Source organism: Gordonia sp. NPDC003504 (assembly GCF_053587995.1).
The window spans coordinates 687539-713896 of sequence record NZ_JBSFPC010000001.1 but is presented as its reverse complement, the minus strand read 5'-3'; the positions used below and the strand labels follow the sequence as shown (position 1 = coordinate 713896).

Here is a 26358-nt window from a genome sequence, read left to right as displayed (position 1 = left end):
GGCCGTGAACTCAACTGCAGCTGCGGTGGCCCAGGTGGCCACCGTCATCGTCGTGCTGGCCGCCGCCTATATCCCGCTCGGCGACTACATGGCCCGCGTCTACCGATCCGATCGGGACCTCGCCGTCGAGCGTGGCCTGTACCGGATCGCCCGCGTCGACCCGCGTCAGTCGCAGACGTGGAAGGGCTACGCCCTTGCTGTGCTGGCCTTTTCGCTGGTCTCGACCCTCCTTCTGTACCTGCTGCAGCGTCTGCAGGGAGTGCTGCCATGGTCGGACGGCAAACCCGGCGTCGACCCGTCGGTCGCGTTCAACACCGCGATCTCCTTTGTCACCAACACCAATTGGCAGTCGTACTCGCCGGAGGTGGTGATGAGCAATCTGACGCAGATGCTCGGCCTGGCGGTGCAGAACTTCGTGTCCGCAGCGGTCGGCATGGCCGTCGCGGTGGCGTTGATCCGCGGGTTGGTGAACCGGCGGGGGACCGGTCAGATCGGCAACTTCTGGGTCGATCTGGTGCGCGGAAATCTGCGAATCCTGTTGCCGCTGTCCGTGATTGTCGCGCTCATCCTGTTGACACAGGGTGTGGTGCAGTCGCTGCACAGCGGATTCGGGTTCTCGGTGTTCGGTGGCGAATCGTCGCGCAGCCTGATCGGGCCGTTCGCTTCCCAGGAGGCGATCAAGGAACTCGGCACCAACGGCGGCGGAACCCTGTCGGCGAACTCCGCGCATCCCTTCGAGAATCCGACACCGTTGTCCAATGTCGTTGAAATCATTGCACTTCTGCTCATCCCGGTGTGCCTGACCCGGACCTACGGAACGCTGGTCGATGATCGTCGTCAGGGCCTGACCCTGGTGGCCGTCATGGGCTCGATCTGGGCGGGAATGCTCGCCGTCGTGTGGTGGTTCGAAACCCACCCGAATGGTGTCGCCGCGACTGCGGCCGGCGCGATGATGGAAGGCAAGGAACAACGTTTCGGGATACCGGCGTCGGCATTGTTCGCGGTGTCGACGACGGGAACCTCCACCGGCGCCGTGGATGCCGCCCACGACAGTTTCTCCGCAGGTGGCGGAGGTGCCCTCATCTGGAACATGCTGCTCGGCGAGGTCGCGCCCGGCGGTGTCGGTTCGGGTCTCTACGGCTTGCTGATCCTCTCGGTCATCACCGTGTTCGTCGGCGGATTGCTGGTCGGTCGCTCGCCGGAATTCCTCGGAAAGAAGGTCGGGCAGAACGAGATCACGATGTCGGCGTTGTACATCCTCGTCATGCCGGCACTGGTGCTGACGGGTGCGGGAATCAGCGTCGTCATGGGAGCGACACTCGACCCCCAGGGTAACGGTGGAGACCCCGGATCGCCGGGTTCCATCCACGGGTTCAGCGAGGTTCTCTACGCCTACGCCTCGGCCGCGAACAACAACGGCAGTGCCTTCGGTGGATTGACCGTGACCAGCGACTGGTTCCAGGTCTCGCTCGGACTCGCGATGCTGCTGGGTCGCTTCCTGCCCATCGTCTTCGTTCTCGCTCTCGCCGGATTGTTCGCCGGACAGAAGGGACGGGTCGCCCAGTCGACGGAAAAGGGCGCCCAGTCGATGGAAAAGGGCGCCCAGTCGACGGAAAAGGGCGCCCGGTCGACGGATGGCGGCGGCGGTGTGGCTATCGCGGAACGGATCTCGGTCGAGACCAAGGCGTCGACCCTACCCACCCACGGCGTGCTGTTCGGTGCGCTGTTGCTCGGCACGACGTTGCTCGTCGCCGGACTCACCTTCTTCCCGGCCATGGCGCTGGGACCCATTGCGGAGGCACTGCTGTGAGCGTTGATCTGACCGACAAGACTTCCGATTCCGAGATATCACCTCCCGTCGGGGAAGGTCCGGACGAGCCGGGGTTGGTGACGCAGGGTGCGTTTGACGTCCGGTCGCTGATCACCTCATTGCCGCAGGCGGCGCGGAAACTCAATCCCCGTGCGCAGGCGCGTAATCCGGTGATGTTCGTGGTCTATCTGGGGTCGATCGTGACCACGCTGCTCGCGATCTGGCAGCCGTCGTGGTTCGCCTGGCTGATCACCGCGTGGCTGTGGTTCACCGTCCTGTTCGCCAATCTCGCCGAGGCCGTAGCCGAAGGCCGCGGTCGCGCGCAGGCCGACAGTCTGCGAAAGGTGAAGCGCGACACGATGGCACGCCGCATCTCGACGAGCGGCGCGATCGACACCGTCGCCGGCAGCGTCCTGCGCGTCGGTGACCGGATCGTCGTCGAGGCCGGTGAGGTCATCGCCGGCGACGGGGACGTCGTCGACGGAATCGCGACGGTCGACGAGTCGGCCATCACCGGTGAATCCGCACCGGTGGTACGGGAATCCGGCGGCGACCGGTGCGCGGTGACCGGCGGCACCGTCGTGCTGTCGGACCGCATCATCGTCGAGATCACCGCCGAACCGGGGCAGACCTTCGTCGACCGGATGATCTCGCTGGTCGAAGGGGCCGCACGTAAGAAGACACCCAACGAGATCGCCCTGGACATCCTGCTGGCGAGCCTCACCATCATCTTCCTGCTCGCCGTCGTCGCCGTCGGGCCCATGAATCAGTACGCGGGACAATCACCCGACCCGACCAAGCTGATTGCGCTGCTGGTCTGCCTGATCCCGACAACCATCGGGGCACTTCTCAGCTCGATCGGCATCGCCGGAATGGATCGGCTCGTGCAGCGCAATGTCCTCGCCATGTCCGGCCGGGCGGTGGAGGCTGCCGGTGACATCGACACCCTGCTGCTGGACAAGACCGGCACCATCACCTACGGCAATCGGCGCGCCACCGAACTGCATGCGGCCCCCGGTATCTCGACCCCCGAGCTCGCCGAGGTCGCCCACCGGTGCAGCATCGCCGACGACACTCCGGAGGGACGCAGCATCGTCGACCTGTGTGTCGACACCCACGGGGTGGAGACCTTCGATGCGGGTACCGTCGCCGCCGGGCGACGTCGCGACCATCCGAGCGTCGAGGTCGTGCCGTTCACCGCGGAAACACGCATGAGCGGCATCGACTTCCATCTGCCCGTCGATGACGGTGGTGGCGTCGTCGAGTACCGCAAGGGTGCCGCCGACGCGGTGACGCGGTGGGTCGCCGAGCACGGTGGCGCGATGCCGCCGGAGGTGTCGGCGACGGTGACGTCGGTGTCCAGCGCCGGGGCCACTCCGCTGGTGGTCGCACAACGTGCCGCCGATGGCGCACCGCGCGTGCTGGGCGTCATCCAGCTCTCCGACGTGGTCAAACCCGTTATGGCGCAGCGGTTTGCGCAGTTGCGGGAGATGGGTATCCGCACGGTGATGGTGACCGGCGACAATCCGCTGACGGCGCAGGCCATAGCCGCCGAGGCGGGCGTCGACGACTTCGTCGCGGAGGCGACCCCGGAGAACAAGCTGGCCCTGATCCGTTCGGAACAGGCCGGCGGACGGCTGGTCGCGATGACCGGCGACGGCACCAACGACGCACCCGCATTGGCGCAGGCGGACGTGGGGGTCGCGATGAACACCGGTACGTCGGCGGCCAAGGAGGCCGGCAACATGGTCGACCTCGATTCGGACCCGACCAAACTCATCGAGGTGGTGGCCGTCGGCAAGCAACTGCTCATCACCCGCGGGGCGTTGACGACGTTCTCGCTGGCCAATGACCTCGCCAAGTATTTCGCGATCCTGCCCGCACTGTTCGTCGGAGTCTATCCGCAACTCGACTCGCTCAACATCATGCGGTTGCATTCGGCGCAGTCGGCGATCGTCTCGGCGGTGGTGTTCAACGCGCTGATCATCGTGGCGCTCATCCCGCTGTCGTTGCGGGGAGTCCGGTATCGGCCCAGTTCGGCGTCGCGTCTGCTCGGACGCAATCTGCTCGTCTACGGCGTCGGCGGCGTGATCACCCCGTTCGTGGGGATCTGGCTGATCGACCTCGTCGTGCGTTTCATACCGGGAATGGGGTAAGGGGACATGAAGACAACCATCACCGGGTTCGTCCGGCAATGTGGCGCCGCGGTGCTGATCCTGGCCGCGCTCACCGCAATCCTGGGCGTGGGGTATCCGGCGGTCGTGTGGGCGGCCTCGCGGATCGACTCGTCATCGGCCGAGGGGTCCCAGGTCACCGACGCGCGCGGATGTCCGGCGGGTTCGACGCTGATCGGTGTCGACCCGCAGGTGCCTGCGGGACAACCGGATTCGTATCTTCATGCCCGCGTACTGGGTTCGGCCGACGACCCGATGGCCACCGGTGACCCGTCGGCGTCGGCGGCATCCAACCAGGGACCCAACAGCGAGACGTTGGCGCGCAACATCGAGGCCCGACGTACCGTGATCGCGCAGCGTGAAGGTATTGCGCCCGAGCAGGTTCCGGCTGATGCCGTCACCGGATCCGGGTCCGGGCTCGACCCGCACATCAGCCCCGAGTATGCCGCGCTGCAGATCCCGCGAATCGCCCGCAACAGCAACCGCTCCGAGGCTCAGGTGCGCGAAATCGTCGACCGCTACACCGAAGGACGGCAGTGGGGATATCTCGGGCAGCCACGGGTCAACGTCCTCGAGGTGAACCTCGCGTTGGGGCACACCGTGTGCGGATAGACTCCGAGCATGGTCATCGCAGGTGAGGGCCGAGGGCGCCTCGAGGTCTTTCTCGGGTGCGCCCCCGGTGTCGGCAAGACCTACGAAATGCTCGCCGGTGCACGCGGGTTGGTCGACGAGGGTGTCGACGTGGTGGTCGCCGTGGTGGAGACGCACGGGCGGGCGGCCACCGCGGCCATGATCGACGGTCTGGAGGTCATACCGCGCCACGAGGTCACCCATCGGGGCACCACGCTGTCGGAGATGGATCTCGCCGCGGTACTGGCGCGTCACCCGCAGGTGACGCTGGTCGACGAACTGGCGCACACTAATGCGCCCGGTTCGGTCAACGCCAAACGCTGGCAGGACATCGAGGATCTGCGCGACGCCGGGATCGACGTGCTGACCACCGTCAACATCCAGCACCTGGAAAGCCTCAACGACGTCGTCGAACAGATCACCGGCGTGGTGCAACGCGAAACCGTTCCCGACGACGTGGTGCGCGCCGCCGATCAGATCGAGCTCGTCGACATCGCACCGGAAGCGCTGCGGCAAAGACTCACCGCGGGCAAGGTTTATGCCGCCGGGCGGATCGACGGCGCACTCACCAACTACTTCCGGCAGGGCAACCTGACCGCGTTGCGTGAATTGGCGCTGCTGTGGCTGGCCGACCAGGTCGATGACAATCTGGCCGATTACCGTGCGGCACATGCCATCACCGATACCTGGGAGGCACGCGAACGGGTCGTCGTGGCCATCACCGGCGGGCCGGAATCGGCCACCCTGCTGCGGCGGGCCAGCCGGATCGCGTCGCGGTCGAGTGCGGAGTTGGTGGCGGTCCACGTGATTCGCGGCGACGGGCTGTCCGGCGCCGCCGATCTGAACGAATTACGTGATCTGGCAGCAGGTTTCAAGGCGCGCATCCACACCGTCGTCGGCGACGACATTCCGTCGACGCTGCTCGACTTCGCGCGCGGGGTCAACGCCACCCAGTTGGTGCTGGGGACATCGCGGCGACCGCGCTGGAAGCGGATCTTCGACGAGGGCGTCGGCGCCACCGTAGTCAGTTCCAGTGGACGCATCGATGTGCACATGGTGACCCACGACGAGACCCGACGCCGGTCGCGACTCGACATCCGCGACACCCGGTTTCATCGTCCGCTGAGTTGGTTGGCGGCACTGGTCATTCCGGTCGTGATGACCGGTGTGCTGGCATTTCTGGATCGGTGGCTGGGATTCGCGTCGGAATCGGCGCTGTTCTTCGTGGCGGTGCTTGCGGTGTCGATGCTCGGTGGCGTCGGGCCGGCGGCGTTGTCGGCGGTGGTGTCGGGACTGCTGCTCAACTACTTCTTCACCGATCCGCGATTCACCTTCACCATCGCCGAACCCGACAACATGATCACCATTCTGGTGTTGCTGGTGGTGGCCATTGCGGTTGCGGTGCTGGTGGATTCGGCCACCGTACGGAGGGTGCAGGCGCAGCGGGCGGGTCGTAACGCGGAACTGCTGGCCCTGTTCAGTGATGCGGTGCTCGGTGGCGCCGGTGTCGGCGGGCTGCTGGAGAAGGTGCGCGAGACCTACGATCAGCGGGCGGTCGCGGTGGTGCGCACCGAGTCCGCCACGACGCATCGGGTGGCCGCGGCCGTCGGTGAGCGGCCGCCGACGAGTCCCGAGCAGGCCGACACGGTCTGTCCGGTACCGGGTGGGGAGTTCGAGTTGTTGCTGGCCGGACCGGCTGTCGGTGGGCGGGACCGTCGGGTGTTGACCTCGGTGGCGACGCAGGCCGCCGCCGCGGTGCGTCGAAGTGAGCTCGAGGCGCAGGCCGCCCAGGCACGTGCGCTCGCGCAAACCGACGAATTGCGGCGCGCGTTGCTCTCGGCGGTCAGTCACGACCTGCGCACCCCGCTGGCCGGCGCCAAGGCGGCGGTGTCGAGCCTGCGCAGCACCGATGTCACCTTCGGTCCAGAGGACACCGCCGAACTACTGGCCACCATCGAGGAATCGGTGGATCAGCTCGCGGCTCTGGTCAGCAACCTGCTGGACTCCACGCGGCTGGCAGCGGGAGCGGTGCGGCCGCAACGGCGGCGCACCTATCTGGTGGAGGTGCTGCATCGTGCGGTGGCGACCGTGACACGGCGGGAGCCGGGCAATCCCGAGGTGCGGATGACGTTCGGCACCGTCTGGGCCGATACCGACGGCGGATTGCTGGAACGGGCGGTGGCCAACCTCATCGACAACGCGGTCCGGCACGGCGGGGGTGAGGTGGAGGTCGAGGTGACGCCGGCGGTATCGGATGGTGGTGAATCACAGACGGTGATCCGGGTGATCGATCGCGGAGCGGGAATCCCGCCGGATCGCCGGGATCAGGTGTTCGCACCGTTCACCCAGGGCAGCGACCGCAACGGCGCCGACGGTGGTGTGGGCCTGGGATTGTCGGTGGCCGCCGGATTCGTCTCGGCGATCGGTGGCACCCTTGAGGTGGCCGACACGCCGGGAGGTGGGACGACGATGGTGATCACGTTGCCGACCTCCGAGGCGGTACACGATGGTGTCTCGGTGCAAGGTGACGGGGCGGGGGAGGTCGTCGATGGGTGACGGGGTGCGGGTGCTCGTCGTCGACGATGAGCCACAGTTGTTGCGTGCGTTGCGGATCAATCTGGCGGCGCGGGGCTTTCAGGTCACCACCGCCTCGACCGGTGCGTCGGCTCTGGCGGCCGCGGCGAAAACCAACCCGCAGGTCGTCGTGTTGGATCTCGGACTTCCCGACATCGACGGCATCACAGTCCTGGAAGGGCTTCGTGGGTGGACCAACGTTCCGGTGATCGTGCTCTCGGCGCGGGGCGAATCCGTCGACAAGGTGGCCGCACTCGATGCCGGTGCCGATGACTACGTCACCAAACCCTTTGGGATGGAAGAGTTTCTCGCGCGGCTGCGTGCGGCGGTCCGGCGCGGTGCCGCGGTGTCGGACACCCCGGGTTCGGCGGTGGTCGACGCCGGCGGATTCGTCGTGGACCTGACCGCCAAACAGGTGACGCGTTCCGGCGAGCCGGTGCATCTCACCCCGACTGAGTGGGGAATTCTGGAGCTGCTGGTGCGCAACGAGGGAAAGTTGGTGTCCCAGCGCGACATCCTCGGCGCGGTGTGGGGGCCGTCCTACCTGAATCAGTCGAACTATCTGCGGGTGTACCTGACAAGTCTGCGCCGCAAACTCGAGGACGATCCCGGTCATCCCGTGCATCTGCTGACCGAGGCCGGGATGGGGTATCGATTCGTGCGGGGATGAATCGCCGGGTGTGGTTGCCAGGCGGCGCGACATCCGAGTAGATTGTCAACAATCGCACAATAGAAGGGCGCGTTGTGGGCTCGCCGAATCGACGCGTGAAATAGCTGGTCAGGATGGGAATCGCAATGGAATGTCCAGCGCGAAGCTGACATTGCGGCCGGTGAAGAGTAAGAAGGTAGAGCAGAGATGGCGGATGCGCGCTCACGAGGCCGGGGTGACTCGACCTCGGGACGCACACGGGTGTTGGCGCCGATCGTGCAGGAATCGACACCGGCGATCATCGCCCGCAAGTTGCATGAGGCCATCGCCGACGGTAGTTTTCCGCCTGGTTCGCAACTGACGGAATCAGGCCTCGCGGCCGATCTCGGGGTCAGCCGCGGTCCGTTGCGCGAGGCGATGCAACGCCTCACCGCAGAAGGTCTGCTGGTGAGTCACCGCAACCGCGGACTGTTCGTCGTCTCGATGGATGATGACGACATTCGGGACATGTACATTGCGCGAACCGCGGTGGAGCGGGCGGCAATCGAGCAGGTCATTGCACACGACGACCCGGAATCGATTGCGGCCCTGTCCGACGCGGTCGCACTGATGCGAGCGCACGCCAACGACCCCAACGGGCCCGACATGGCCGAGGCAGACATGGTGTTTCACCAGACGTTGGTGGAACACGCACGAAGTCAGCGGCTTTCGCGTCTGCACGAGACGATTCTCGTGGAGACGCGGATGTGCCTGCGGGCGATGCGGGGAACGTACTCCTCGGGAAAGGACCGAATCGACGAACACCAGGCATTGGTGGACGCCATCGCGGCAGGAGATGCGCCGGCGGCCGACGTGCTGATGATCGAACACATGAGGGACGGGCTGCACCGTTTGATAGGTGACGCCGCGGCAGGAGAAGAAGTCTCCTAGACCGGTTGGTCATAGCCCTCGAGGACCGAGGTACGTCCGAGATCATCGCCCACCGATGTTGAGTCAGCCCGAGAACAACTGGCCCCGACTCCACCAGAGAGGCACAGATGACCACGGCAAACTCCTCGGCCAGCTTCGAGGACCTCGCACCCGATCCGGAGTCGCGAGAAGGAAAAGCGCTGCTCCGTAAGGCAATCGGGGCGTCAGCGATCGGCAACGCCACCGAGTGGTACGACTACGGCGTCTACGCCGCGACCACCACCTATCTCACCCAGGCCTTCTTTCCCGGCCATCTCGGCACCATCGGCACGATGCTCGGTTTCGCGATCTCGTTTGTGCTCCGCCCGCTCGGCGGCATGATCTGGGGACCAATCGGTGATCGCATCGGACGAAAGTCGGTGCTGGCCATCACGATCATCCTGATCTCACTGGCGACCGCCCTGATCGGTGTGCTGCCAACGCACGCCGTGGCCGGCGTCTGGGCACCGATCCTGTTGATCGCCCTGCGTGTGATCCAGGGATTCTCCACCGGCGGTGAATACGGCGGCGCCGCCACATTCATGGCCGAGTACGCGCCCGACCGCAAGCGCGGCCGGTTCGGTTCCTTCCTCGAATTCGGCACCCTCGCCGGATTCTCCGCGGGCACCGCGTTTGTGCTGCTGCTGGAGGTGCTGCTCAGCGACGAGCAGATGCAGACCTGGGGCTGGCGCATCCCATTCCTCATCGCGCTGCCGATGGGTCTGATCGGCCTGTATCTGCGGTCTCAGATGGAGGACACCCCGGTCTTCCAGGAACTCGAGCAGGACAACGAGATCACCGGTACGGCGTGGACCCGCTTCAAGGATCTGCTGAACAACTACTGGCGGCCGATTCTGATCATGTTCGGCATGGTGATCGCCCTCAACGTGGTGAACTACACGCTGCTCGCGTATCAGCCGACATATCTGAAGAGCACCATCGGGTTGTCGGAGTCGTCGGGCTCGACCGTCGTGTTGATCGGCCAGCTGGTGATGATGGTGATGATCCCGTTCTTCGGTGCCTGGTCGGATTCGACCGGACGCAAACCGATGTGGTGGGGCTCGCTGATCGGACTGTTCGTCCTGTCGCTGCCCTTGTACTGGCTCATGGGTCAGGGATTCTCTTGGGCCATAGTCGGATTCGTCATCCTCGGATTGCTCTACATTCCGCAGCTGTCGACGATCTCGGCGACCTTCCCGGCCATGTTCCCCACCCAGGTCCGGTATGCGGGATTCGCGATCTCCTACAACGTCGCGACCGCCGCCTTCGGTGGTACCGCACCACTCGTCAACGACGCGGTGGTCGACTCGACCGGCTGGAATCTCTTCCCCGCGGTGTACATGATGGGCGCCTGCGCCATCGGCATGGTGGCGCTGGTCTTCCTCAAGGAGACGGCCGGCTGCTCGATCCGCGGCACCGAGATACCGGAACGCACAGCGGATCTGGAGGTGTCGGAAGGGGCCGGTGCGCTGGCCGGACGGCGATAGATGCGTCCTCGGCCGGCGGGGTGACCACCCGCCGGCGGGGTGCGGGGGTTGCGGCGCCCTGCGCCGCGGAGCGCGGCGCTGGGCAGTGGGATCAGTCGAGTAGGTCCTGCGCCATCCGCGCGTATGCCGTTGCGGCCGTCTGCAGGTCGGCGATACGAACCATCTCGTCGGGCTGGTGGGCTTGGGTGTTGATGTCGCCCGGGCCGAACACTATTGCGGGGATACTCATGTCGCGGTTGATGAATCCGCCGTCGCAGGCGGCGGTCCATCCGCCTACGGTGGTGGGGGCGCCGATGGCAGACATCGTGTCGACGGCGGTGGTCACCAGGCGGTGATCGGCGGGGGTTTCGAAACCCGGCATCTCCATCGTCACCTTGACCTCGACACCGATACCGCCGGTATCGATGCCGGCGTCGTGAATTCGCGTACGCAGCCAGGCGGCGATGTCGTGGGCGTCCTCGTCGGGCATCAGTCGCCGATCGATACCGAGCGACGCCATCGGGGCGACCACCGAAATACCTTGTCCGCCTGCGATAGTGCCGACATTCCATGTCCCCGAACCCAGCAGTCCCTGTGCGGACCCGACCATCGCGACATGATCGGTGCGGATGAGATCGACGATGGCGGCGGCCGCGTAGATGGCGCTGGCGCCGTCATCGGGGCGGCCGGAATGTGCTGCGCGACCGGTGATGTCGACCTCGATGTAGGAGGCGCCGCGGCAACCGCGTACCACGGTGAGGCCGGTGGGTTCGGCGACCACACAGCCGAGGTACTCCCCGGATGGGCGCCGAACGAAGTCGCGGACACCGGCGCCGTGTTCCTCCTCGTCGACGGTGCAGACCAGCGTCACCGGCCCGGACAAGGTGGCGCCGGAGCGAGACAGTGCCGACATGGCCGCCACCACCGCGGCCAGACCGCCCTTCATGTCCGTGCTGCCGCGTCCGAGGATCGTGCCATCGACGACGCGGGCACGGTACGGATCGCCGGACCACCCGGGTCCGGCGGGGACGACGTCGGAGTGCCCGAGGAACATCAACCCGGGGCCGTCGCCGCCCGGCAACGTGGCGACGAGATTGGGGCGCCCGGGTGCCACCTCCTGCGTCGACACGGTGAAACCGGCTTTCTGGCAAGCCTTTTCCAACACACCGACGGCCTCTGCCTCGGTACCACCGGGATTCTCGCTGGGTGCCCCGACGAGCGCCACGGTCAGTGCGATGAGCTCGTCGACGTCGATCATCGTCGACGTGGCTGCCGCACCGGATTCGCTGGGGGTCACGCTCGGGTCCCTTCGTCACACAACCCGGGAGTCAGGGTCGTGCTGACATCCTCTCAAGAGTGCCCGTCAGACGCCGAATACCCTCCTCGATACGCTCAGGGGTCGACGAGGCGAAGCAGAGTCGCAGCGCGTTGCGGAACCGTCCGCTCGGGGACAGCGCGGGGCCGGGGATGAACGCGACGCCGTCGGTGAGGGCCACCTCGAAGAGCTCCCGGGTATCGATCTCGGCGAACTCCGCGCCGAGGGTCACCCACAGAAAGAACCCGCCGTCCGGGTTGGTGGTGGTGACGCGATCACCGAGGTGACGGCCGATCGAGGAGAGCATCGCGTCCTTGCGTTCCCGGTACAGCGTGCGCAGCGAGGCCAGATGATCCTGTAGGCCGCCGCGGGCGATGTACTCGGCGACGATGTGCTGATTGGGGACGTTGGTGCAGGTGTCCATCGCCTGCTTGCCGTTGATGAGCAGTTGGCGCAGAGACGGATCGGCGTCCACCCAGCCGACCCGCCAGCCGGGCGCGAGGATCTTGGAGAACGTGCGCACCGAGAACACGAGCGGGTCGCCGGGGGAGAGGGTCTGGAAGGTCGGGATGTCCTCGCCGGAGAAGCGCAGCAAACCATACGGGTCATCGTCGATGATGACCGCACCCCACCGATGGGCCAGGCGCAGCAGTTCCCGGCGGCGTTCCTCACTCAGGGTGACGCCGGACGGATTCTGGAAGGTGGGGATAGTGTAGATGGCCTTCGGTGTCCGGCGCGTGCGCTCGACGAGATCGACGAGAGTGTCGACCTGCATGCCGTGGTCGTCGACGGGTACCTCGAGGAGTTGGGCACCGTAGGAGAGGGCGGTGGCGCTGCCGTTGGTGTAGGTGGGGGACTCGACGATGACCAGGTCACCAGGATCGACAAAGAGTTTCGACGCGAGGTCGAGCCCTTGCATACCGCCGGTGGTGATGACGAGGCGATCATGGGTCGACGGATCCGGGGTGGTGGCGAGGTAGTCGACGAGCAGTTGCAGCAGTCGTGGTTCACCCTCGGTGGCGCCGTAGGTGAAGGACGAATTGTCCAGGATCTCGCCGGCGATCTGCCGGAACTCCTCGGCCGGGATGGCCTCGTCGGCGGGGGAACCCATGGCGAATCGGACGATGTCGTGGGTTTGTGCCGCCAGCAGCGAGGTCGACGAGTCGATCATCGACCCGACGAGGTCCTTGGCGCGTTCGGCCAGCGGGATGGTGGGTGCGGTGGGTGCGGTGAACGTCATTGGGGCATCTCACTTCTGGATGAGTTCGCGGGGGAAGCTGGTGAACGTCTCGACCCCGGTCGGGCTCACCCGAACCGACTCCGACAGCTCGAAACCGTAGTTCTCCATCCACATTCCGCAGATGATGTGAAAGGTCATGTTGGTCTCCAGGATCGTCTCGTCTTCGGTGCGGATGCTGATGGTGCGCTCACCCCAATCCGGCGGATATCCGATTCCGATGGAATAGCCGAGACGAGAGGGCTTTTCGAGACCGTACTTGGCCAGCGTCCAGTTCCAGGTGGAGGCGAGTTCCCGGGTGGCCACCCCGGGGCGGATGGCGTCGAGGACATTGTTGAGGCCCTCGGCGGTGGCCTGCGCGACGTAGTCGAGATCCTTCGACGGCGTGCCGAGCGCGACCGTGCGGGCCAGCGGGCAGTGATACCGGTTGTGCGCGCCGGTGAGTTCGATGACGACGGCCTCGTTGTTCGCGAACGTGCCCTGATGCCAGGTCAGATGCGGGGTGTCGGCGGCGGCGCCGGTCGGCATCATCGGGACGATCGCCGGATAGTCACCGCCGAAGTCCTCGGTCCCGGTGATCTGTGCCTGCGAAATGGCCGCCGCCGCATCGCATTGCCGCACCCCGACCTCGACGGTGTCGATGGCGGCGCGCATCGCCTCCGAACACACCATCCCGGCCTGGCGCATCAGCTGGATCTCCGCCTCGGACTTCACCGATCGCACCCAGTTGACCAGTTCGAAGCCGTCGACGAGTTTCCACTCCGGGATCGCGTTGTACAGCGCGCGGTACGCCTTGGGCGTGAAGTAGTGCGAATCCATCTCCAGGCCAACCGATCCGGCTCGAGACGCCGGGGCAATCAGATGCCGCTGTCGCAGCGCCCACGCCACCCAGTCGAAGGGATGCACATGCGGGCGATGCACGTAGCTCTCCGGATAGCCGACGATCTGCTCCTCTGGCAGCCACGTCGTGCGGTGTGCGCCATGGGCATCCATCTCGCGGGCGAAGAACACCAGCTCACCCTCGATGGGGACGAACAGCATCTGCGGGGTGTAGAAAGACCACGCGTTGTAGCCGATGAGGTAGAAGAGGTTGGCCGGTTCGGTGACGATGAGTGCCGAGAGCCCCTGCTGATCCATACGCTCCCGCACGCGGGTCAGCCGGTCGGCGTACTCGCTGTCGGTGAACAGCTGGGTTCCGAGATACACCTAGCGCTTCCTCTGCCGTATCGGGGTGGATGTGTACTTGACGTCGAGGAACTCCTCGATGCCGAGCCGACCGCCCTCGCGGCCGAGCCCGGACTGCTTGACACCTCCGAACGGGGCGGCCGGGTTGGAGACGAGGCCGGTGTTGAGTCCGACCATACCCACTTCGAGCGCATCGGCAATCTCGGCGAGGCGGTCGGCGTCGGCGGAGCAGACATAACCGACGAGACCCCACGGGGTGGCGTTGGCCATGCCGATCACGGCGTCGTCGGCGTCGGTGCCGTCGCCGTCGAACGGGATCAGCGCCGCGACCGGACCGAAGATCTCGGTGTGCATCAACTCCGCATCGCCGCTCACGCCGGTCAGCACCGTCGGCGGATAGAAGTGGCCGGGACCGTCGACGGACTCACCGCCACAACGGATCCGGGCACCGCGATTGACCGCGTCGGTGACGAGTCGCTCCACCTTGGCAACGGCCTTCGCTTCGACCAGCGGGCCCACCTGCGTGCCGTCGGCGGCGCCGTCGCCGACGGTCAGGGCGCGCATCCGCTGTGTGAGTCCGTCGGCGAACTCGTCGAAGACGCTGCGGTGGACGAAGATTCGATTGGCGGCGGTGCATGCCTGCCCCATGTTGCGCATCTTGGCGACCATCACGGCGTCGAGCGCGCGGTCGATGTCGGCGTCGTCGCAGACGATGAACGGTGCGTTGCCACCCAACTCCATCGAGGTTCGCATGACGTGCTCGGCGGCTTGCGCGATGAGGAGTTTGCCGACGTCGGTGGAACCGGTGAAGCTGACCTTGCGGGCCAGGCCCGAACGCATCCAGGCGCCGACGACGTCGGCGGGATCGGTGGTGGTCACGACGTTGAGGACGCCATCGGGGAGTCCGGCGTCGCGCAGCACCTCGGCGAGCAGGAGGCCGGTGAGGGGTGTGAGTTCGGCGGGTTTGAACACCATCGTGCAGCCGGCGGCGATGGCCGGACCGATCTTGCGGGTTCCCATCGCGAGGGGGAAGTTCCAGGGCGTGATGAGCACGCACGGGCCGACGGGACGTCGGGTGACGACGATCCGGTTGCCGCCGTCACCGGTGGTCGTCGCATCGCCGGGGATGCGGACCGCTTCTTCGGCGAACCACCGGAAGAACTCCGCGGCGTAGGTCACCTCGCCCCGGGCTTCGGCGAGGGGCTTACCCATCTCGGCGGTCATCACGGCCGCGAACTCGTCGGCGCGGTCGGTGATGAGTTGATAGGCGCGGGTGAGGATTTCACTGCGATAACGGGGACTCGTCATTGCCCACCGGGTCTGGTGTGCCGCCGCAGCTCGCAGGGCGACCATCGCGTCATCGGCGTCGGCATCGGCGACGGTGGTGAGGATTTCGCCGGTGGCGGGATTCTCGACGTCGAATCGGCGACCCGACGCGGCGGGTGTCGACCGGCCATCGACCAGCAGGTCGGTGGGGACGCGGTCGATCGCCGGGTGTGTGCGGGATTCGGTGGTGGTCATGCGTGTCTCCGGGGTGGGTGGGCGCTGTCAACGGGGAATCGGGCGCTGTGAACGGGGAATCGGGCGCTGTCAACGGGTTTCGGTGGTGGTGCGAGGATCTCGGCGAGGTGAGTGCCGGTGGCGGAGATGAGAGGATCGGTGGCGGCGAGGTGATCGACGGCCATGGCACAGCTGAACCCGTCGGTGATCACCGGGCCTCGTGGATCGGTGCGCAAGGCCGGTGCGAGGGCCTGCTCGGCCACCTGGCGGCTGACCTCGTAGTGACCGCGTTCGAAACCGAAATTGCCGGCCACGCCGCAGCATCCGTCGGCGGTGTGAACGGTCACACCCAGTCCGCGCAGCGCGGCTGCGCCGGTCGACGCCCCGAACGTGGCGTACTCATGGCAGTGGGTCTGCAGCGTCACCGTCTCGGGTAGGTCCTCGGGGGTGAATCCCGCCTCGATCAACCGCGGGAGGAACGCGGCGACGCTGTGGACCCGCGCCGCCACCCGATGCGCGGCCGGGGAGTCGACGAGTTCGGGGAGATCCTTGCGTAGTGCCGATGCGCAACTCGGTTCGGGTACGACGATGGGGCGGTTGGTACCGTCGTCGAGGGTATCGGCGGTGCGGGCAAGGACCTTTCGGGCGTGGGTGAGCTGCCCGGTGGAGATCCATGTCAGGCCGCAGCAGGCGTCACTGCGGGTGCCGACCGCATCGCCGGTGGCGCCGAGGAGACGGGCGGTGGCCGTGGCCACCTGCGGCCGGAATGCGCGCGTGAAGGTGTCGACGAGGAGGATGGTGTCGGTGTGCGGGTCCGGGGCGGTCAATCCGTCCAGAGACCGCCGCACCCGGCGTCGGGTGGCGAAGGCGGGCATGGCGCGGCGGGCGTCGACACCGGCGAGCCGTGAGGCGACCCGTTGGAAGGGCCGTATGTGTAGGGAGCGGTTGACGATCGGTGCCGCCGCGGTGGCCGCGGGAAGCCACGCCGGCATCCAGCCCAGCGAATAGTGCGATGCGGGACGCAGTCGTCTCCGGTAGTGATGGTGCAGGAACTGCGACTTGTAGGACGCCATGTCGACGCCGGTCGGGCAATCCGACGAGCAGGCCTTACACGACAGGCACAGATCGAGGGCGTCGGCCACATCGTCGGACCGCCAGCCGGATTGGATGTCGGGGGCGGCGCGAACCATCTCCTGGAGCACGCGGGCCCGGCCGCGGGTGGAGTCCTTCTCGTCGCGGGTGGCCCGATAGGACGGACACATCACGCCGCCGCTGGAGCTTCGGCACCGTCCGACGCCGATGCATCCCTGGACGGCATGGATGAAGGGATCGAGTGTGGTTGGCGGCGTGGATGAGTCGTCGGTGTCCGACCACGGCCGATTGCTCACATCGGCCAACGCCAGATCTGCGGTGATCGGCGCGGGGTCGACGATGGCCGTGGGGTTCAGGATGCCGTCCGGATCCCAGATCCGCTTGAACTCACCGAATGCGGTGAGCATGGCCTGCGAGTACATGATGGGCAGCAACTCGGACCGGGCGCGTCCGTCACCATGCTCGCCGGACAGGGACCCACCATGGGCGACGACGAGTCGCGCTGCGGCCGTGCAGAATCGGCGCATCGTGTCCCGACCGTTGGCGGTACGGAGGTCGAAGGTGATGCGCACATGCATGCAGCCGGCGCCGAAGTGCCCGTACATCACCCCGGTGAGGTGATACTCGTCGAGCAGTGATTGGAAGTCGACGAGGTAGTCGGCGAGCCGGTCGGGGGCGACGGCCGCGTCCTCCCAGCCGGGCCAGGATTCGTACGCCGTTGCGGCGGTGGTGTCGTCCTCGGGTGGGCTGTCGACTGTGCTGTCGGTGACCAGTCGCGCCGACAATCCCGCACCGTCCTCGCGGATGCGCCACAGGGACTTTCGGATCTGCGGATCGTCGACGAGGACGGCATCGACCATCCGGCCCTGTGCTGTGAGGTGCTCGAGTAGTCGTTTGCTGGTCGACGCCACGTCGGGTTCGGAGATGGCCCGGGCACTGTGGTCGTCGAGGTCGATGAACAGCCACGACTTGCCATCGGGCAGGCCCGTGATGGTGTCGGGTCCGCGTCGGGCCGCCATGGTGGTGACGATGGCGTGATCGATCCCCTCGATCGCGGACGGTTCGAACGGCAGGATCGCCGGCACGTCGCGGGCGGCGTCGGCGACGGAACGGTAACCGACGCACAGCAATTGCTGCGACGTCGCGGCCGGTACGAGTCGTACGGTGGCGGCCACCACGATCGCGCAGCCGCCCTCGCTGCCGACGAGTGCGCGGGCGACGTCGAAGCCGTTCTCCGGCAACAGGTGCGCGAGGTGATAGCCCGATACCTGGCGTGAGATGGTCTCGAGTTCGGTGCGCAGGGGTCCGAGATTGCGTGCGATGAGCTCGCGCATCGACTCGGCGAGGTCGGCGGCGCGCGCCGTGGCGGTCGCGTCGCCGGGCCGGGTGGCGGCCAGTCCCGTTCGGGTTGCGGTGATCCGCAGGCCGTCGGCGGTGACGAGATCCAGTGACAGTACATGATCGCTGGTACGTCCGTACCGGACTGAATGGTTACCGCAGGCGTCGTTGCCGATCGCGCCGCCGATGGTGGCCCGGGACGCCGACGACGGATCGGGCGCGAAGGTGAGGGCACCGTCGGTGGCGTGTCCGACCGCGGTGGCGAGTTCGGAGAGGATGACGCCGGCGTCGGCGGTAGCGGTGCGGGCGTCGGCGTCGATCGTGCTGACCGTGGTCAGGTGACGTGAGAGGTCGACGACGATGCCGGCGCCGATCGCGTTGCCGGCCATGGAGGTTCCGCCGCCGCGGGCGACGATGGGGACTCGGTGACGATGACACAGACGCGCGGCAGTCGCCACCTCGTCGGCGCTGCGGGGAAACACCACCGCCAGGGGTGGGACGCGATAATTGGAGGCATCGTAGGAGTATTCGGCGCGTCGGCGTGATGAGTCGTCGACGGACAGACCGTGCGCGGCGAGGTCGGCGAGGACGGGCGAGCTCATCCGCCCAGCGCTCGTGCGCTCAGCGCCGATTCCAGTGCGGCGGTGAAACGGTCGACGCCGGTGGCGATCTCGTCCTCGGTGACCACCAGCGCCGGGATCAGACGGACGACGTTGCCGGCCGGCCCGCAGGTGAGGGTGAGCAGTCCGTGGTCGGTGGTGGCCTGCTGGACGGCCAGTGCGGCTGCCGGATCGGGGACGGTGCGCCCGCCGTCGCGGATGACGAACTCGATCCCGACCATCAGTCCGAGTCCGCGGACGTCACCGACAGTGTCGAAAGGTGCGGTGGCGTGGCGGATTCCGTCGACCAACTGTTGCCCGCGTATCCGGGCGTTCTCGACGAGGTCTTCGTCATCGATGACGTCGAGGGTGGCGATGGCGGCTGCCGCGGCGACCGCATTGCCGCCGTAGGTACCACCCTGCGAACCCGGCCATGCCTTGCTCATCACCTCGGTGGGGGCGGCGATCGCCGAGATCGGGAAACCGGAGGCGAGTCCCTTGGCGGTGATGAGGATGTCGGGGGTGAGGCCGTCGGCGTGCTGGTGTCCCCAGAACCGGCCCGTCCGACCGAAGCCCGACTGCACCTCGTCGACGATCAGCAGGATGCCGTGTGCGTCGGCACGTTCACGCAGGCCGTGGAGGAATCGAAGCGGGGTGGGCAGGTAGCCGCCGTCACCGAGGACGGGTTCGATAAGGAATGCGGCGGTGTCATTGGGGGCGACGCGCGAGGTCAGCAGGTAGTCGAGTTCGGCGAGCGCGAAATCGACGGCGGTCTCGACGTCCCACCCGTATCGGTAGGCGTAAGGGAAGGGCGCCATGTGAACACCGCCCATCAGCGGGGAGAAGCCGGCCGAGAAGCGGGTTCCGGCGCTGGTCAGACTGGCCGCGGCGACAGTGCGCCCGTGGAATCCGCCTTGGAAGACGATGATGTTGGGCCGTCCGGTGGCCATCCGCGCCAGGCGAACGGAGGCCTCGACGGCCTCCGAGCCGGAATTGGCGTAGAAGACCGAGTCGAGTCCGGGTGGGAGTACTCCGCCGAGCCGTTCGGTGAGTTCCAGCAGCGGCGTATGCATCACCGTCGTGTACTGGGCGTGAATCACCTTGGCGCACTGGGCTTGTGCCGCGGCCACGACGCGTGGGTGGCAGTGTCCGGTGCTGGTCACGCCGATTCCGGTGGTGAAGTCGAGGTAATCCCTGCCGTCGGTGCCGTGAATCCACGAACCCTGCGCGTGATCGACCACGACGGGCGTGGCCTGTTTGAGGATCGGCGACAACGATGCGGTCTGAGTGCGGGGTGCCACGGCGGTCATGGGTCCACCGTGAGGCCTCATCGTCGGATTGTCAACAATTAGACACCTTCTCTGCGTCGGGTGTGGAGGATTCCGGTGTGATCAAATGGTCTCGTGGGTGATACCAAGGTCGACGTTGTCGATATCGACGTCAGGGGTGAGGTGGACGTCGCGGCTGTTCACGACCGGATGTGCGAGTGGCTGCTGCGCCGCGGCGTCATCCGTGATGAGCGGGACAGCGCGCTCGGCGGCGGGGTGCTCTGGCTACCCGGACCGGCCGCCACCGCGACCGTCGACCTCGCCCCGGGTCATGAGATGTGTTCCGAGGGTGTCGAATTCGTCACCACGCGGCAGGTGTTCAGTCCGATCGAGCTGGTGGGGCGGGCCGCCCGGTGTCCACGCTGCAGTGGCGAGGAGGACTGCGACACCTGGCAGACCAGGTCATTGGATCTGTTCAACGAGTGGTGGGATTCCGATGGTGTCGACCTTCTCCCGTGCGCTCGGTGCGGTGCCGACCTGCGTACGAGTGACTGGGAGTGGGTGGACGGGGAACGCTGGGCACTCGGCGAGTTCGCCATCAGCTTCTGGAACTGGTGGCAGCCGCTGTCCGAGGAGTTCGTCGCCGACCTGACGCGAGAACTCGGTCACGAGACATGCGTGATCTCGGTGCGGATCTGATCACTCTTCGCTCGGGAACCAACGCATCCGGCTTCGGGGCGCCGTCAACGGAGTATCGGGCGCCGTCAACGGGATTCAGGGCGCTGTGAACGGGATTGAGAGCGCTGTCAACGGAATTCAGAGCGCTGTCAACGCGGCCGAGAGTGCCTCGAGGGCTTCGAGTGCGGCCTGCCACCGTTTCTCGCCGAGTCGCTCGGCGAGCGCGTCTGCGGCGGCACTGTGCTGCGGGTTGATTCGTCCGACCGCGGCGATCCCGGCGTCGGTGGGTGCGACGAGTTTGGCGCGGACGTGGGCGGGATTGTCCCGGTACGCGATCAGTCCGTCGGCGGCGAGGATGTCGGCGGTGCGCTGCACGCTCTGACGGGTGATGCCCATGGCGCGGGCGACGTCGGACACGGTGAGCGGACTTTCCCGGGTGGCAACGAGCACCTGCCACCGAGTCGCGGTCAGTCCGGCCGGGCGGGCCAGTTCCTCGGCGAGAGCGAGGAACTGGCGTTGAGTGCGGAACGCCGTCAGCGCCGACCGGCTCAAGAGTTCCTGATGAGAAGGCCTCTCTACTCATTGCTGACCCGCCGGTCTACTCATTGCTGACCCGCCGGCCGACAGAAGCCGGACGGATCGCGGTGGTCGTAGATCTGTAACTGCGCGAAGATCTCTCGGGCGAACTCCACCGGCGCGACGGCGGCCGCGGTGATGACGCTGCGTCCGGTGACGGCGGGAGCGTCGACGTAGTGGTCGGCTCCTCGATATCCCGTCGGCGCGAACTGCTCGGCGGCGTTCGAGGTGTGCGCGGTCGCCGAGGAGTCCGCCGCGTGCCAATCCGATCCGAACGGGGGATCTCCGGTGCCGGTAGCGTGGGGCGCATGGCTGCACCCGATCCGGTGGTGGTCCTGCTCGGTTCGCCCGACGCGCCACCCCCTCCCAACCTGGCCGAACTGGAGAAACTCGCCGATATCCGGCATGCCACCGCCGACGACCTGGGCGCCGTCCTGCCGGGCGCCGACGCCCTGGTGCTCTGGGACTACTTCTCCCGGGCGCTGCGCGAGAACTGGGCCGCCGCCGACTCGCTGCGGTGGATACACGTCTGCGCGGCCGGGGTGGACTCGTTGCTGTTCGACGATCTGGTCGCCGCCGATGTCGTCGTGACCAACGCGCACGGCGCCTTCGACCGCCCCATCGCCGAGTTCGTCCTGGCCTCGATCCTGGCCCGCGACAAGCGGTTACACGAATCCAAGCAACTGCAGCGGGAGCATCGGTGGCAGCATCGCGAAACCCTGATGGCCGCCGGTCGCTCCGCGCTGGTCATCGGCACCGGCGGTATCGGCCGCGAGATCGCGCGGTTGCTGCGGGCGTTCGGCATCGAGGTGACCGGGGCCGGACGCCGCGCCCGAACCGGCGACCCCGACTTCGGTGAGGTCCGCGAGTCCGCACAGCTGACCGACTACGTGGGCGACTTCGACACCGTCGTGGTGATCGCTCCGTTCACCGCCGAGACCGAGAACATGATCGATGCCGAGGTGCTGGCCGCGATGCGCACCGACGCGCACCTCGTCAACGTCGGCCGCGGCGCACTTGTCGACGAGGCCGCCCTGATCGAGGCGCTGCGCACCGGGCAGATCGGCGCGGCATCGTTGGATGTGTTCGTCACCGAACCGCTGCCCGCCGACAGCCCGCTCTGGGACATGGACAACGTGTCCATCTCGGCGCACATGAGCGGCGACGTCGCAGGCTGGCGGGACGTGATCGCCGCACAAATCCTCGACAACCTGCGACGATATGCCGACGATCCCGATGCGCAACTGTCGGCGACACTGAACAACGTCGTCGACAAGGTGCGCGGATACGTCGTGCCGGGCGGTCCGCCGACCGCCTGAAGTACTCTGTAGCGCGATGACCACCATCGTCTACTTCGTGATCGCCGCCATCGCACTGGCCGGAGCGGTGTTTCTGCTGTGGCTGGATCGCCGGCGTTCCTCGGTGACGCGGCATCAGCGCGCCATCTGGGGCGACGAGCACGACTTCAAGTTCCGTGAATCCGACTCCAAACTGCGGACGGTGTTCCGGCGCGCGACCATGAACGTCCCCGATCACATCGCGGTCCAGAACGTGGCCTACGGGCACTACGGCGGCGCCGAGGCGGTGGTGTTCGACCTCGCCGAGACCGCGACGGTGATCGCCGTCCGGCGGTCCACACCGTCGAGCGTGGTCGTCGACCTGCGCCACGAGGATGTCCTCGCGCCCGCCGAGGACGACGTCGAACTGCTCGGCGCGATGGGATCGCGGGTGATGTTCTCCAACAATCTCGACGCCGCGCGCCGCGTCTGCGACCGTCGCATGGTGGCGCTGGCCACCAAGGCACCCACCTACGTCGAGGTGCTGTGGAATGAGGGCAACTGGGCGCTGGGTTCGATCCCGCTGACCGATGACCCCGCCGAACTGGACACCGCCCTGGAGGTCGTGCGCCGATTCGCCGATCTGCTGCGGGTGCTGCCGCCGCTGCGGGAGCCGCAGGATGCGCCGGACCCGCGGGATCCGCACGGGCCGACGCGTGCCGAACTGGCCGATGAGAAGACCGACCACATGCGGGACAAGAATCGCCGCGCCCGACTCGAGGCCGCGGCCCGCGACGACGGCACCGACGGGGCGGCGCCGCCCACCCTGCTGAGCAAGCGTCCCGGCGGGGCGCGTCGCGGCGGTCCGGCCGAACGCCAGCCGGCCCCGCGTCGGGCCCGGCGCGACGTCGATCCCGGCTTCGATCCCACCGGCTCCGGTCCCACCGGCTCCGGTCCCGTTGAGGACGACGTCGACTTCGACGACGAGCCGCCCGCACCCGAGACCCGCATCGCGCCGCGGGCCACACGCACCGGCCCCAGCGAGATGCCGGTGCGGCGCAACCGCCACCGGCGCCAGTGATCTCCGGCCGCGACCCGATCAGTTCAGCAAGAGAGTGAGTTCGCCCGTGTCTGCGCCCACCCCCCAGCCCACCGTCGACGCCGCCGACCGTGACGTTCTCGCCGCCCTGGTCACCGAACTGTCGGTGGTCCACGGGCGGGTGACGCTGTCATCGGGTAAGGAAGCCGACTACTACGTCGACCTCCGCCGGGCGACCCTGCATCATCAGGCGTCCCCGCTGATCGGCACCCTGATGCGGCAGCTGACCGCCGACTGGGACTTCGACGCGGTCGGCGGGCTGACGCTAGGTGCCGATCCGGTGGCCACCGCGATCATGCACGCCCCGGGTCGCGCCATCGACGCGTTCGTCGTCCGCAAGGCCGCCAAGGCGCACGGTATGCAGCGCCGCATCGAGGGACCCGACATCGTCGGCAAGCGGGTACTCGTCGTCGAGGACACCTCCACGACCGGCGCGTCACCGTCGACGGCCGTCGAGGCCGCCCGCGAAGCCGGCGCGATCGTGGTCGGCGTGGCGACCGTCGTCGACCGCGCGACCGGCGCCGACGCCGTCATCGAGGCGTTGGGTGTGCCCTACCGTTCACTGCTCAGCCTGGCCGACCTCGGCCTCGCCTGAGGTCGGTGACACCGGAAACGGCGTCGGGTCCGGCGGCGCCCGGCCCCACCGAATGGCAGTCGGCGTCGACCCCACCCGTCGGGGTGGGTCCCTGGTCGGCCGAACACGACGGCCCGGTCCCCGACGATCCCCGCTACGACCCGGAACTGCTCGCCGACGGCGACACCCGCAATGTGGTTGACGCCTACCGCTATTGGACGCGCGAGGCGATCGTCGCCGACATCGACGCCCGCCGCCACCCGTTCCACGTCGCGATCGAGAACTTCGCCCACGACGCCAACATCGGCACGGTGGTGCGCACCGCCAACGCGTTTGCCGCCGCCGCGGTGCACATCGTCGGACGGCGACGCTGGAATCGCCGGGGCGCCATGGTGACCGACCGCTATCAGCGTCTCGAACATCACGACACCGTCACCGACCTCATCACCTGGGCTCGGGAGCGTGGCCTGGCGATCGTCGCCGTCGACAACACACCCGGCGCGGTGCCGCTCGAGACCGCGGATCTGCCCCGGGACTGCATCCTGCTGTTCGGGCAGGAGGGCCCCGGGGTGAGCGCCGATGCACTATCCCGGGCCGACCTGACGGTGTCGATCGCCCAGTTCGGGTCCACCCGCAGCATCAATGCCGGTGTGGCGGCGGGCATTGCGATGCACGCGTGGATTCGGCAGCACGCCGATCTCGGGCAGGCGTGGTGATGGCGGACCTCAGATGCGGATCTCGCGCTTGAGGATCTAGCCGGTCGGACCGAGAGTCCGTCGACGGTTCGGATGCGTGGGCGGCTCTAGCACAGCGACGCGACGAAACCGGGGTTCGAGGCGGCTCTCGACCGGTTTCGCGCGGTCTCCTGGCAATCGGCCGCGCACGTGATGGCAGAGGAGATCGGCGCGGCCATCGAGAAGACCGACGAGATCCGGCAGCGCGTCGAGGCGGGGGACATCGATCTCGGGGATGAGTGATCCGGCCGGACTTGCCGGAGAGCGAACATCAGGTGAACGGACCTCTACGCCGATCGCGATTCTGCCCACCTGGCACCGGCCCCTCTTGCCCGGGCGTATGGGCATGCGCGAGAGTGTTTCCCATGCATGTCCCGTCGCTGTCGATGCGTCTCCGTACTGTCCTGGTCTCGTTGGTCGCCGTCCTCGCCCTCGTCGGCGCGGGTACCGCGCAGGCTGCACCTGCTCCGGTGGCTCCGCCGGCGGGTTTCTCCACCGCACAGCTCGTCGGCCCGTTCGCCTCGGACGTCCCGCCCGGCGGAACCTACATCCCGATCCTCGACGGCTTCGCATCGGTCAAGGCCGACCATCCCGAGATCATCCGGCAGAACCTGTCGAAGGTCATCGCCATCAACAACGACGCCACCCCGGTGCAGCAGGCCGACGCGTTGGCGATCAACTACGACGACCGCATCGTGTCGCTGTCGGAGGCGTTGGGCGCCAAGGTCGGTGCCACCTTCCGGCAACTGCTCACCGAGGGTCGGATCCCCGAGGTGGCACAGCTGGTGGAGGGTGACACCGCGCGGGCCGGGATTCCGTTGCAGACCACCCTGATCGAGAAGCAGTACTACAACAACCCACGGCCCTTCGTCGTTGCGCCGACTCAGATCAAGCGCTACAACCGGCCGGGTTCGGATCTGTACCCCGCACTCGCGGGCAACGGGTCGTATCCGTCGGGCCACACCAGCCAGGGCTACTTGATGGGTGCGCTGATGGCCTACTGGCTGCCCGAGCTCGGACCGCAGATTCTCGCGCGTTCCGGCGAGATCGGCTATGGCCGAATGGTTCTCGGTGTGCACTACCCGCTCGACGTGATGGGCGGGCGGATCATGGGACTGGCCGTCGCCGCCGAGCGACTGGCCGACCCGGCGTTCGCGAGGCTCGTCGACAGTGCCGGTGTCCAGTTGCGTACCCAGCTGTCCGCCGCGCTCGGCACCTCGGTGGCGCAGGCCGTCGCCGCGGACACGCCGTATCTGAGCGACACCGCTGCCGTCGCAGAAGCCGATGAGCAGATGACCTGGGGCTTCGCGCGGATCATCCCGAATCAGGCCAATGCGATCCCGGCGCAGGCCGCCGCGCTCCTGCGTGGCCGCTACCCGAACCTGACCGACGCGCAGCGGCTGGACATCCTGCGTCGCACCGCGATTCCGGCCGGCTACCCGCTCGATCAGAGTGGCGCCGATGGCGGCTGGTTGCGGATCAACCTCGCCGCGGCGCTGGCGGGGTAGCGGGCGGCTCGTCGTCGGCAACTCTGGGCGAAAGTGGGGGAAGAGATTTCTTCCCCCACTTGTCCGTTCGCTCCCGAGGAGTTTCTGCCGCAGAACGCAAAGAGTGGGGGAGGAACGTTCCTCCCCC

General features: G+C 67.3%; 20 protein-coding genes. 13 read left to right on the top strand and 7 right to left on the bottom strand.

Going from position 1 to position 26358, the window contains the following annotated elements; translation table 11 throughout:
• Nucleotides 1–4: 4 nt before the first annotated feature.
• The 7 genes from kdpA to ACWDPV_RS03100 all read left to right on the top strand — a co-directional run bounded on the left by kdpA (nt 5) and on the right by ACWDPV_RS03100 (nt 10272).
• Nucleotides 5–1810 carry a potassium-transporting ATPase subunit KdpA gene (gene kdpA, locus ACWDPV_RS03130; RefSeq protein ID WP_449741712.1) on the top strand — a complete coding sequence of 602 codons (1806 nt, stop codon included), beginning with the start codon at nt 5–7 and terminating at the stop codon, nt 1808–1810.
• Nucleotides 1807–3966 carry a potassium-transporting ATPase subunit KdpB gene (gene kdpB / locus ACWDPV_RS03125; RefSeq protein WP_449741711.1) on the top strand — a complete coding sequence of 720 codons (2160 nt, stop codon included), beginning with the start codon at nt 1807–1809 and terminating at the stop codon, nt 3964–3966. The genes kdpA and kdpB overlap by 4 nt, the downstream gene beginning before the upstream one ends.
• A 6-nt stretch (nt 3967–3972) precedes the next feature.
• Complete coding sequence (locus ACWDPV_RS03120) at nt 3973–4596, top strand: potassium-transporting ATPase subunit C (protein WP_449741710.1); 624 nt, start codon at nt 3973–3975, stop codon at nt 4594–4596.
• Between the two features lie 9 nt (nt 4597–4605).
• Entirely contained in the window at nt 4606–7170 is a 2565-nt protein-coding gene (locus tag ACWDPV_RS03115; protein WP_449741709.1) for a DUF4118 domain-containing protein, read from the top strand.
• Nucleotides 7163–7858, top strand: coding sequence for a response regulator (locus ACWDPV_RS03110; protein WP_449741708.1), 696 nt, complete (start codon nt 7163–7165; stop codon nt 7856–7858). The genes ACWDPV_RS03115 and ACWDPV_RS03110 overlap by 8 nt, the downstream gene beginning before the upstream one ends.
• Nucleotides 7859–8044: 186 nt before the next feature.
• The gene (locus tag ACWDPV_RS03105) at nt 8045–8767 is read left to right on the top strand and encodes a GntR family transcriptional regulator (protein WP_449741707.1); all 723 of its coding nucleotides are present in this window, start codon (nt 8045–8047) and stop codon (nt 8765–8767) included.
• 107 nt (nt 8768–8874) lie between these two features.
• Entirely contained in the window at nt 8875–10272 is a 1398-nt protein-coding gene (locus ACWDPV_RS03100) for an MFS transporter (protein ID WP_449741706.1), read from the top strand.
• Nucleotides 10273–10363: 91 nt separating this feature from the next.
• On the opposite strand, the gene ACWDPV_RS03095 is transcribed toward ACWDPV_RS03100, so the two are convergent.
• The 6 genes from ACWDPV_RS03095 to ACWDPV_RS03070 all read right to left on the bottom strand — a co-directional run bounded on the left by ACWDPV_RS03095 (nt 10364) and on the right by ACWDPV_RS03070 (nt 19827).
• Nucleotides 10364–11509 (bottom strand): M20 family metallopeptidase, encoded by a 1146-nt coding sequence (locus ACWDPV_RS03095; protein WP_449741893.1) that lies wholly within the window; start codon nt 11507–11509, stop codon nt 10364–10366.
• Between the two features lie 70 nt (nt 11510–11579).
• A complete protein-coding gene (locus ACWDPV_RS03090) occupies nt 11580–12806 on the bottom strand; it encodes an aminotransferase-like domain-containing protein (RefSeq protein WP_449741705.1) in 1227 nt (408 codons plus the stop codon).
• A gap of 9 nt (nt 12807–12815) precedes the next feature.
• Nucleotides 12816–14009, bottom strand: coding sequence for a M24 family metallopeptidase (locus ACWDPV_RS03085; protein ID WP_449741704.1), 1194 nt, complete (start codon nt 14007–14009; stop codon nt 12816–12818).
• The gene (locus tag ACWDPV_RS03080) at nt 14010–15509 is read right to left on the bottom strand and encodes an NAD-dependent succinate-semialdehyde dehydrogenase (RefSeq protein WP_449741703.1); all 1500 of its coding nucleotides are present in this window, start codon (nt 15507–15509) and stop codon (nt 14010–14012) included. It lies immediately after the preceding gene.
• Nucleotides 15506–18520 carry an FAD-binding and (Fe-S)-binding domain-containing protein gene (locus ACWDPV_RS03075; protein ID WP_449741702.1) on the bottom strand — a complete coding sequence of 1005 codons (3015 nt, stop codon included), beginning with the start codon at nt 18518–18520 and terminating at the stop codon, nt 15506–15508. Before ACWDPV_RS03075 ends, ACWDPV_RS03080 begins: the two co-directional genes overlap by 4 nt.
• Nucleotides 18517–19827, bottom strand: a complete 1311-nt coding sequence (locus ACWDPV_RS03070; RefSeq protein WP_449741701.1) for an aspartate aminotransferase family protein — start codon at nt 19825–19827, stop codon at nt 18517–18519. The genes ACWDPV_RS03075 and ACWDPV_RS03070 overlap by 4 nt, the downstream gene beginning before the upstream one ends.
• A 93-nt stretch (nt 19828–19920) precedes the next feature.
• On the opposite strand from ACWDPV_RS03070, the gene ACWDPV_RS03065 reads away from it, so the two are divergent.
• Complete coding sequence (locus ACWDPV_RS03065; protein ID WP_449741700.1) at nt 19921–20484, top strand: hypothetical protein; 564 nt, start codon at nt 19921–19923, stop codon at nt 20482–20484.
• Between the two features lie 117 nt (nt 20485–20601).
• Here the strand turns inward: ACWDPV_RS03065 and ACWDPV_RS03060 are convergent, their stop codons facing one another.
• On the bottom strand, nt 20602–21015 hold the full coding sequence (locus tag ACWDPV_RS03060; RefSeq protein WP_449741699.1) for a MarR family winged helix-turn-helix transcriptional regulator: 414 nt from the start codon (nt 21013–21015) through the stop codon (nt 20602–20604).
• 332 nt (nt 21016–21347) lie between these two features.
• Here ACWDPV_RS03060 and ACWDPV_RS03055 point away from each other — a divergent pair, with 332 nt between their 5' ends.
• From ACWDPV_RS03055 to ACWDPV_RS03035, 5 genes are all read left to right on the top strand, one after another.
• Nucleotides 21348–22358 (top strand): D-2-hydroxyacid dehydrogenase, encoded by a 1011-nt coding sequence (locus tag ACWDPV_RS03055; protein ID WP_449741698.1) that lies wholly within the window; start codon nt 21348–21350, stop codon nt 22356–22358.
• 16 nt (nt 22359–22374) lie between these two features.
• Complete coding sequence (locus tag ACWDPV_RS03050; protein WP_449741697.1) at nt 22375–23397, top strand: hypothetical protein; 1023 nt, start codon at nt 22375–22377, stop codon at nt 23395–23397.
• Between the two features lie 46 nt (nt 23398–23443).
• Nucleotides 23444–24010: an orotate phosphoribosyltransferase gene (gene pyrE / locus ACWDPV_RS03045; RefSeq protein ID WP_449741696.1), complete on the top strand. Its 567-nt coding sequence runs from the start codon at nt 23444–23446 to the stop codon at nt 24008–24010.
• A 5-nt stretch (nt 24011–24015) separates the two neighbouring features.
• Complete coding sequence (locus ACWDPV_RS03040) at nt 24016–24705, top strand: TrmH family RNA methyltransferase (protein ID WP_449741695.1); 690 nt, start codon at nt 24016–24018, stop codon at nt 24703–24705.
• 383 nt (nt 24706–25088) lie between these two features.
• Entirely contained in the window at nt 25089–26231 is a 1143-nt protein-coding gene (locus ACWDPV_RS03035) for an acid phosphatase (protein WP_449741694.1), read from the top strand.
• The last annotated feature ends 127 nt before the right edge of the window (nt 26232–26358 follow it).

Bases quoted from the DNA above. Each gene is read 5' to 3' on its own strand.
- ACWDPV_RS03105 (WP_449741707.1), top strand. From the start codon at position 8,045: ATGGCGGATGCGCGCTCACGAGGCCGGGGTGACTCGACCTCGGGACGC.
- ACWDPV_RS03115 (WP_449741709.1), top strand. From the start codon at position 4,606: ATGGTCATCGCAGGTGAGGGCCGAGGGCGCCTCGAGGTCTTTCTCGGG.
- ACWDPV_RS03120 (WP_449741710.1), top strand. From the start codon at position 3,973: ATGAAGACAACCATCACCGGGTTCGTCCGGCAATGTGGCGCCGCGGTG.
- ACWDPV_RS03070 (WP_449741701.1), bottom strand. From the start codon at position 19,827: ATGACCGCCGTGGCACCCCGCACTCAGACCGCATCGTTGTCGCCGATC.
- ACWDPV_RS03080 (WP_449741703.1), bottom strand. From the start codon at position 15,509: ATGACCACCACCGAATCCCGCACACACCCGGCGATCGACCGCGTCCCC.
- ACWDPV_RS03050 (WP_449741697.1), top strand. From the start codon at position 22,375: ATGACCACCATCGTCTACTTCGTGATCGCCGCCATCGCACTGGCCGGA.
- ACWDPV_RS03100 (WP_449741706.1), top strand. From the start codon at position 8,875: ATGACCACGGCAAACTCCTCGGCCAGCTTCGAGGACCTCGCACCCGAT.
- ACWDPV_RS03075 (WP_449741702.1), bottom strand. From the start codon at position 18,520: ATGAGCTCGCCCGTCCTCGCCGACCTCGCCGCGCACGGTCTGTCCGTC.
- ACWDPV_RS03095 (WP_449741893.1), bottom strand. From the start codon at position 11,509: ATGATCGACGTCGACGAGCTCATCGCACTGACCGTGGCGCTCGTCGGG.
- ACWDPV_RS03035 (WP_449741694.1), top strand. From the start codon at position 25,089: ATGCATGTCCCGTCGCTGTCGATGCGTCTCCGTACTGTCCTGGTCTCG.
- ACWDPV_RS03055 (WP_449741698.1), top strand. From the start codon at position 21,348: ATGGCTGCACCCGATCCGGTGGTGGTCCTGCTCGGTTCGCCCGACGCG.
- ACWDPV_RS03090 (WP_449741705.1), bottom strand. From the start codon at position 12,806: ATGACGTTCACCGCACCCACCGCACCCACCATCCCGCTGGCCGAACGC.
- ACWDPV_RS03110 (WP_449741708.1), top strand. From the start codon at position 7,163: ATGGGTGACGGGGTGCGGGTGCTCGTCGTCGACGATGAGCCACAGTTG.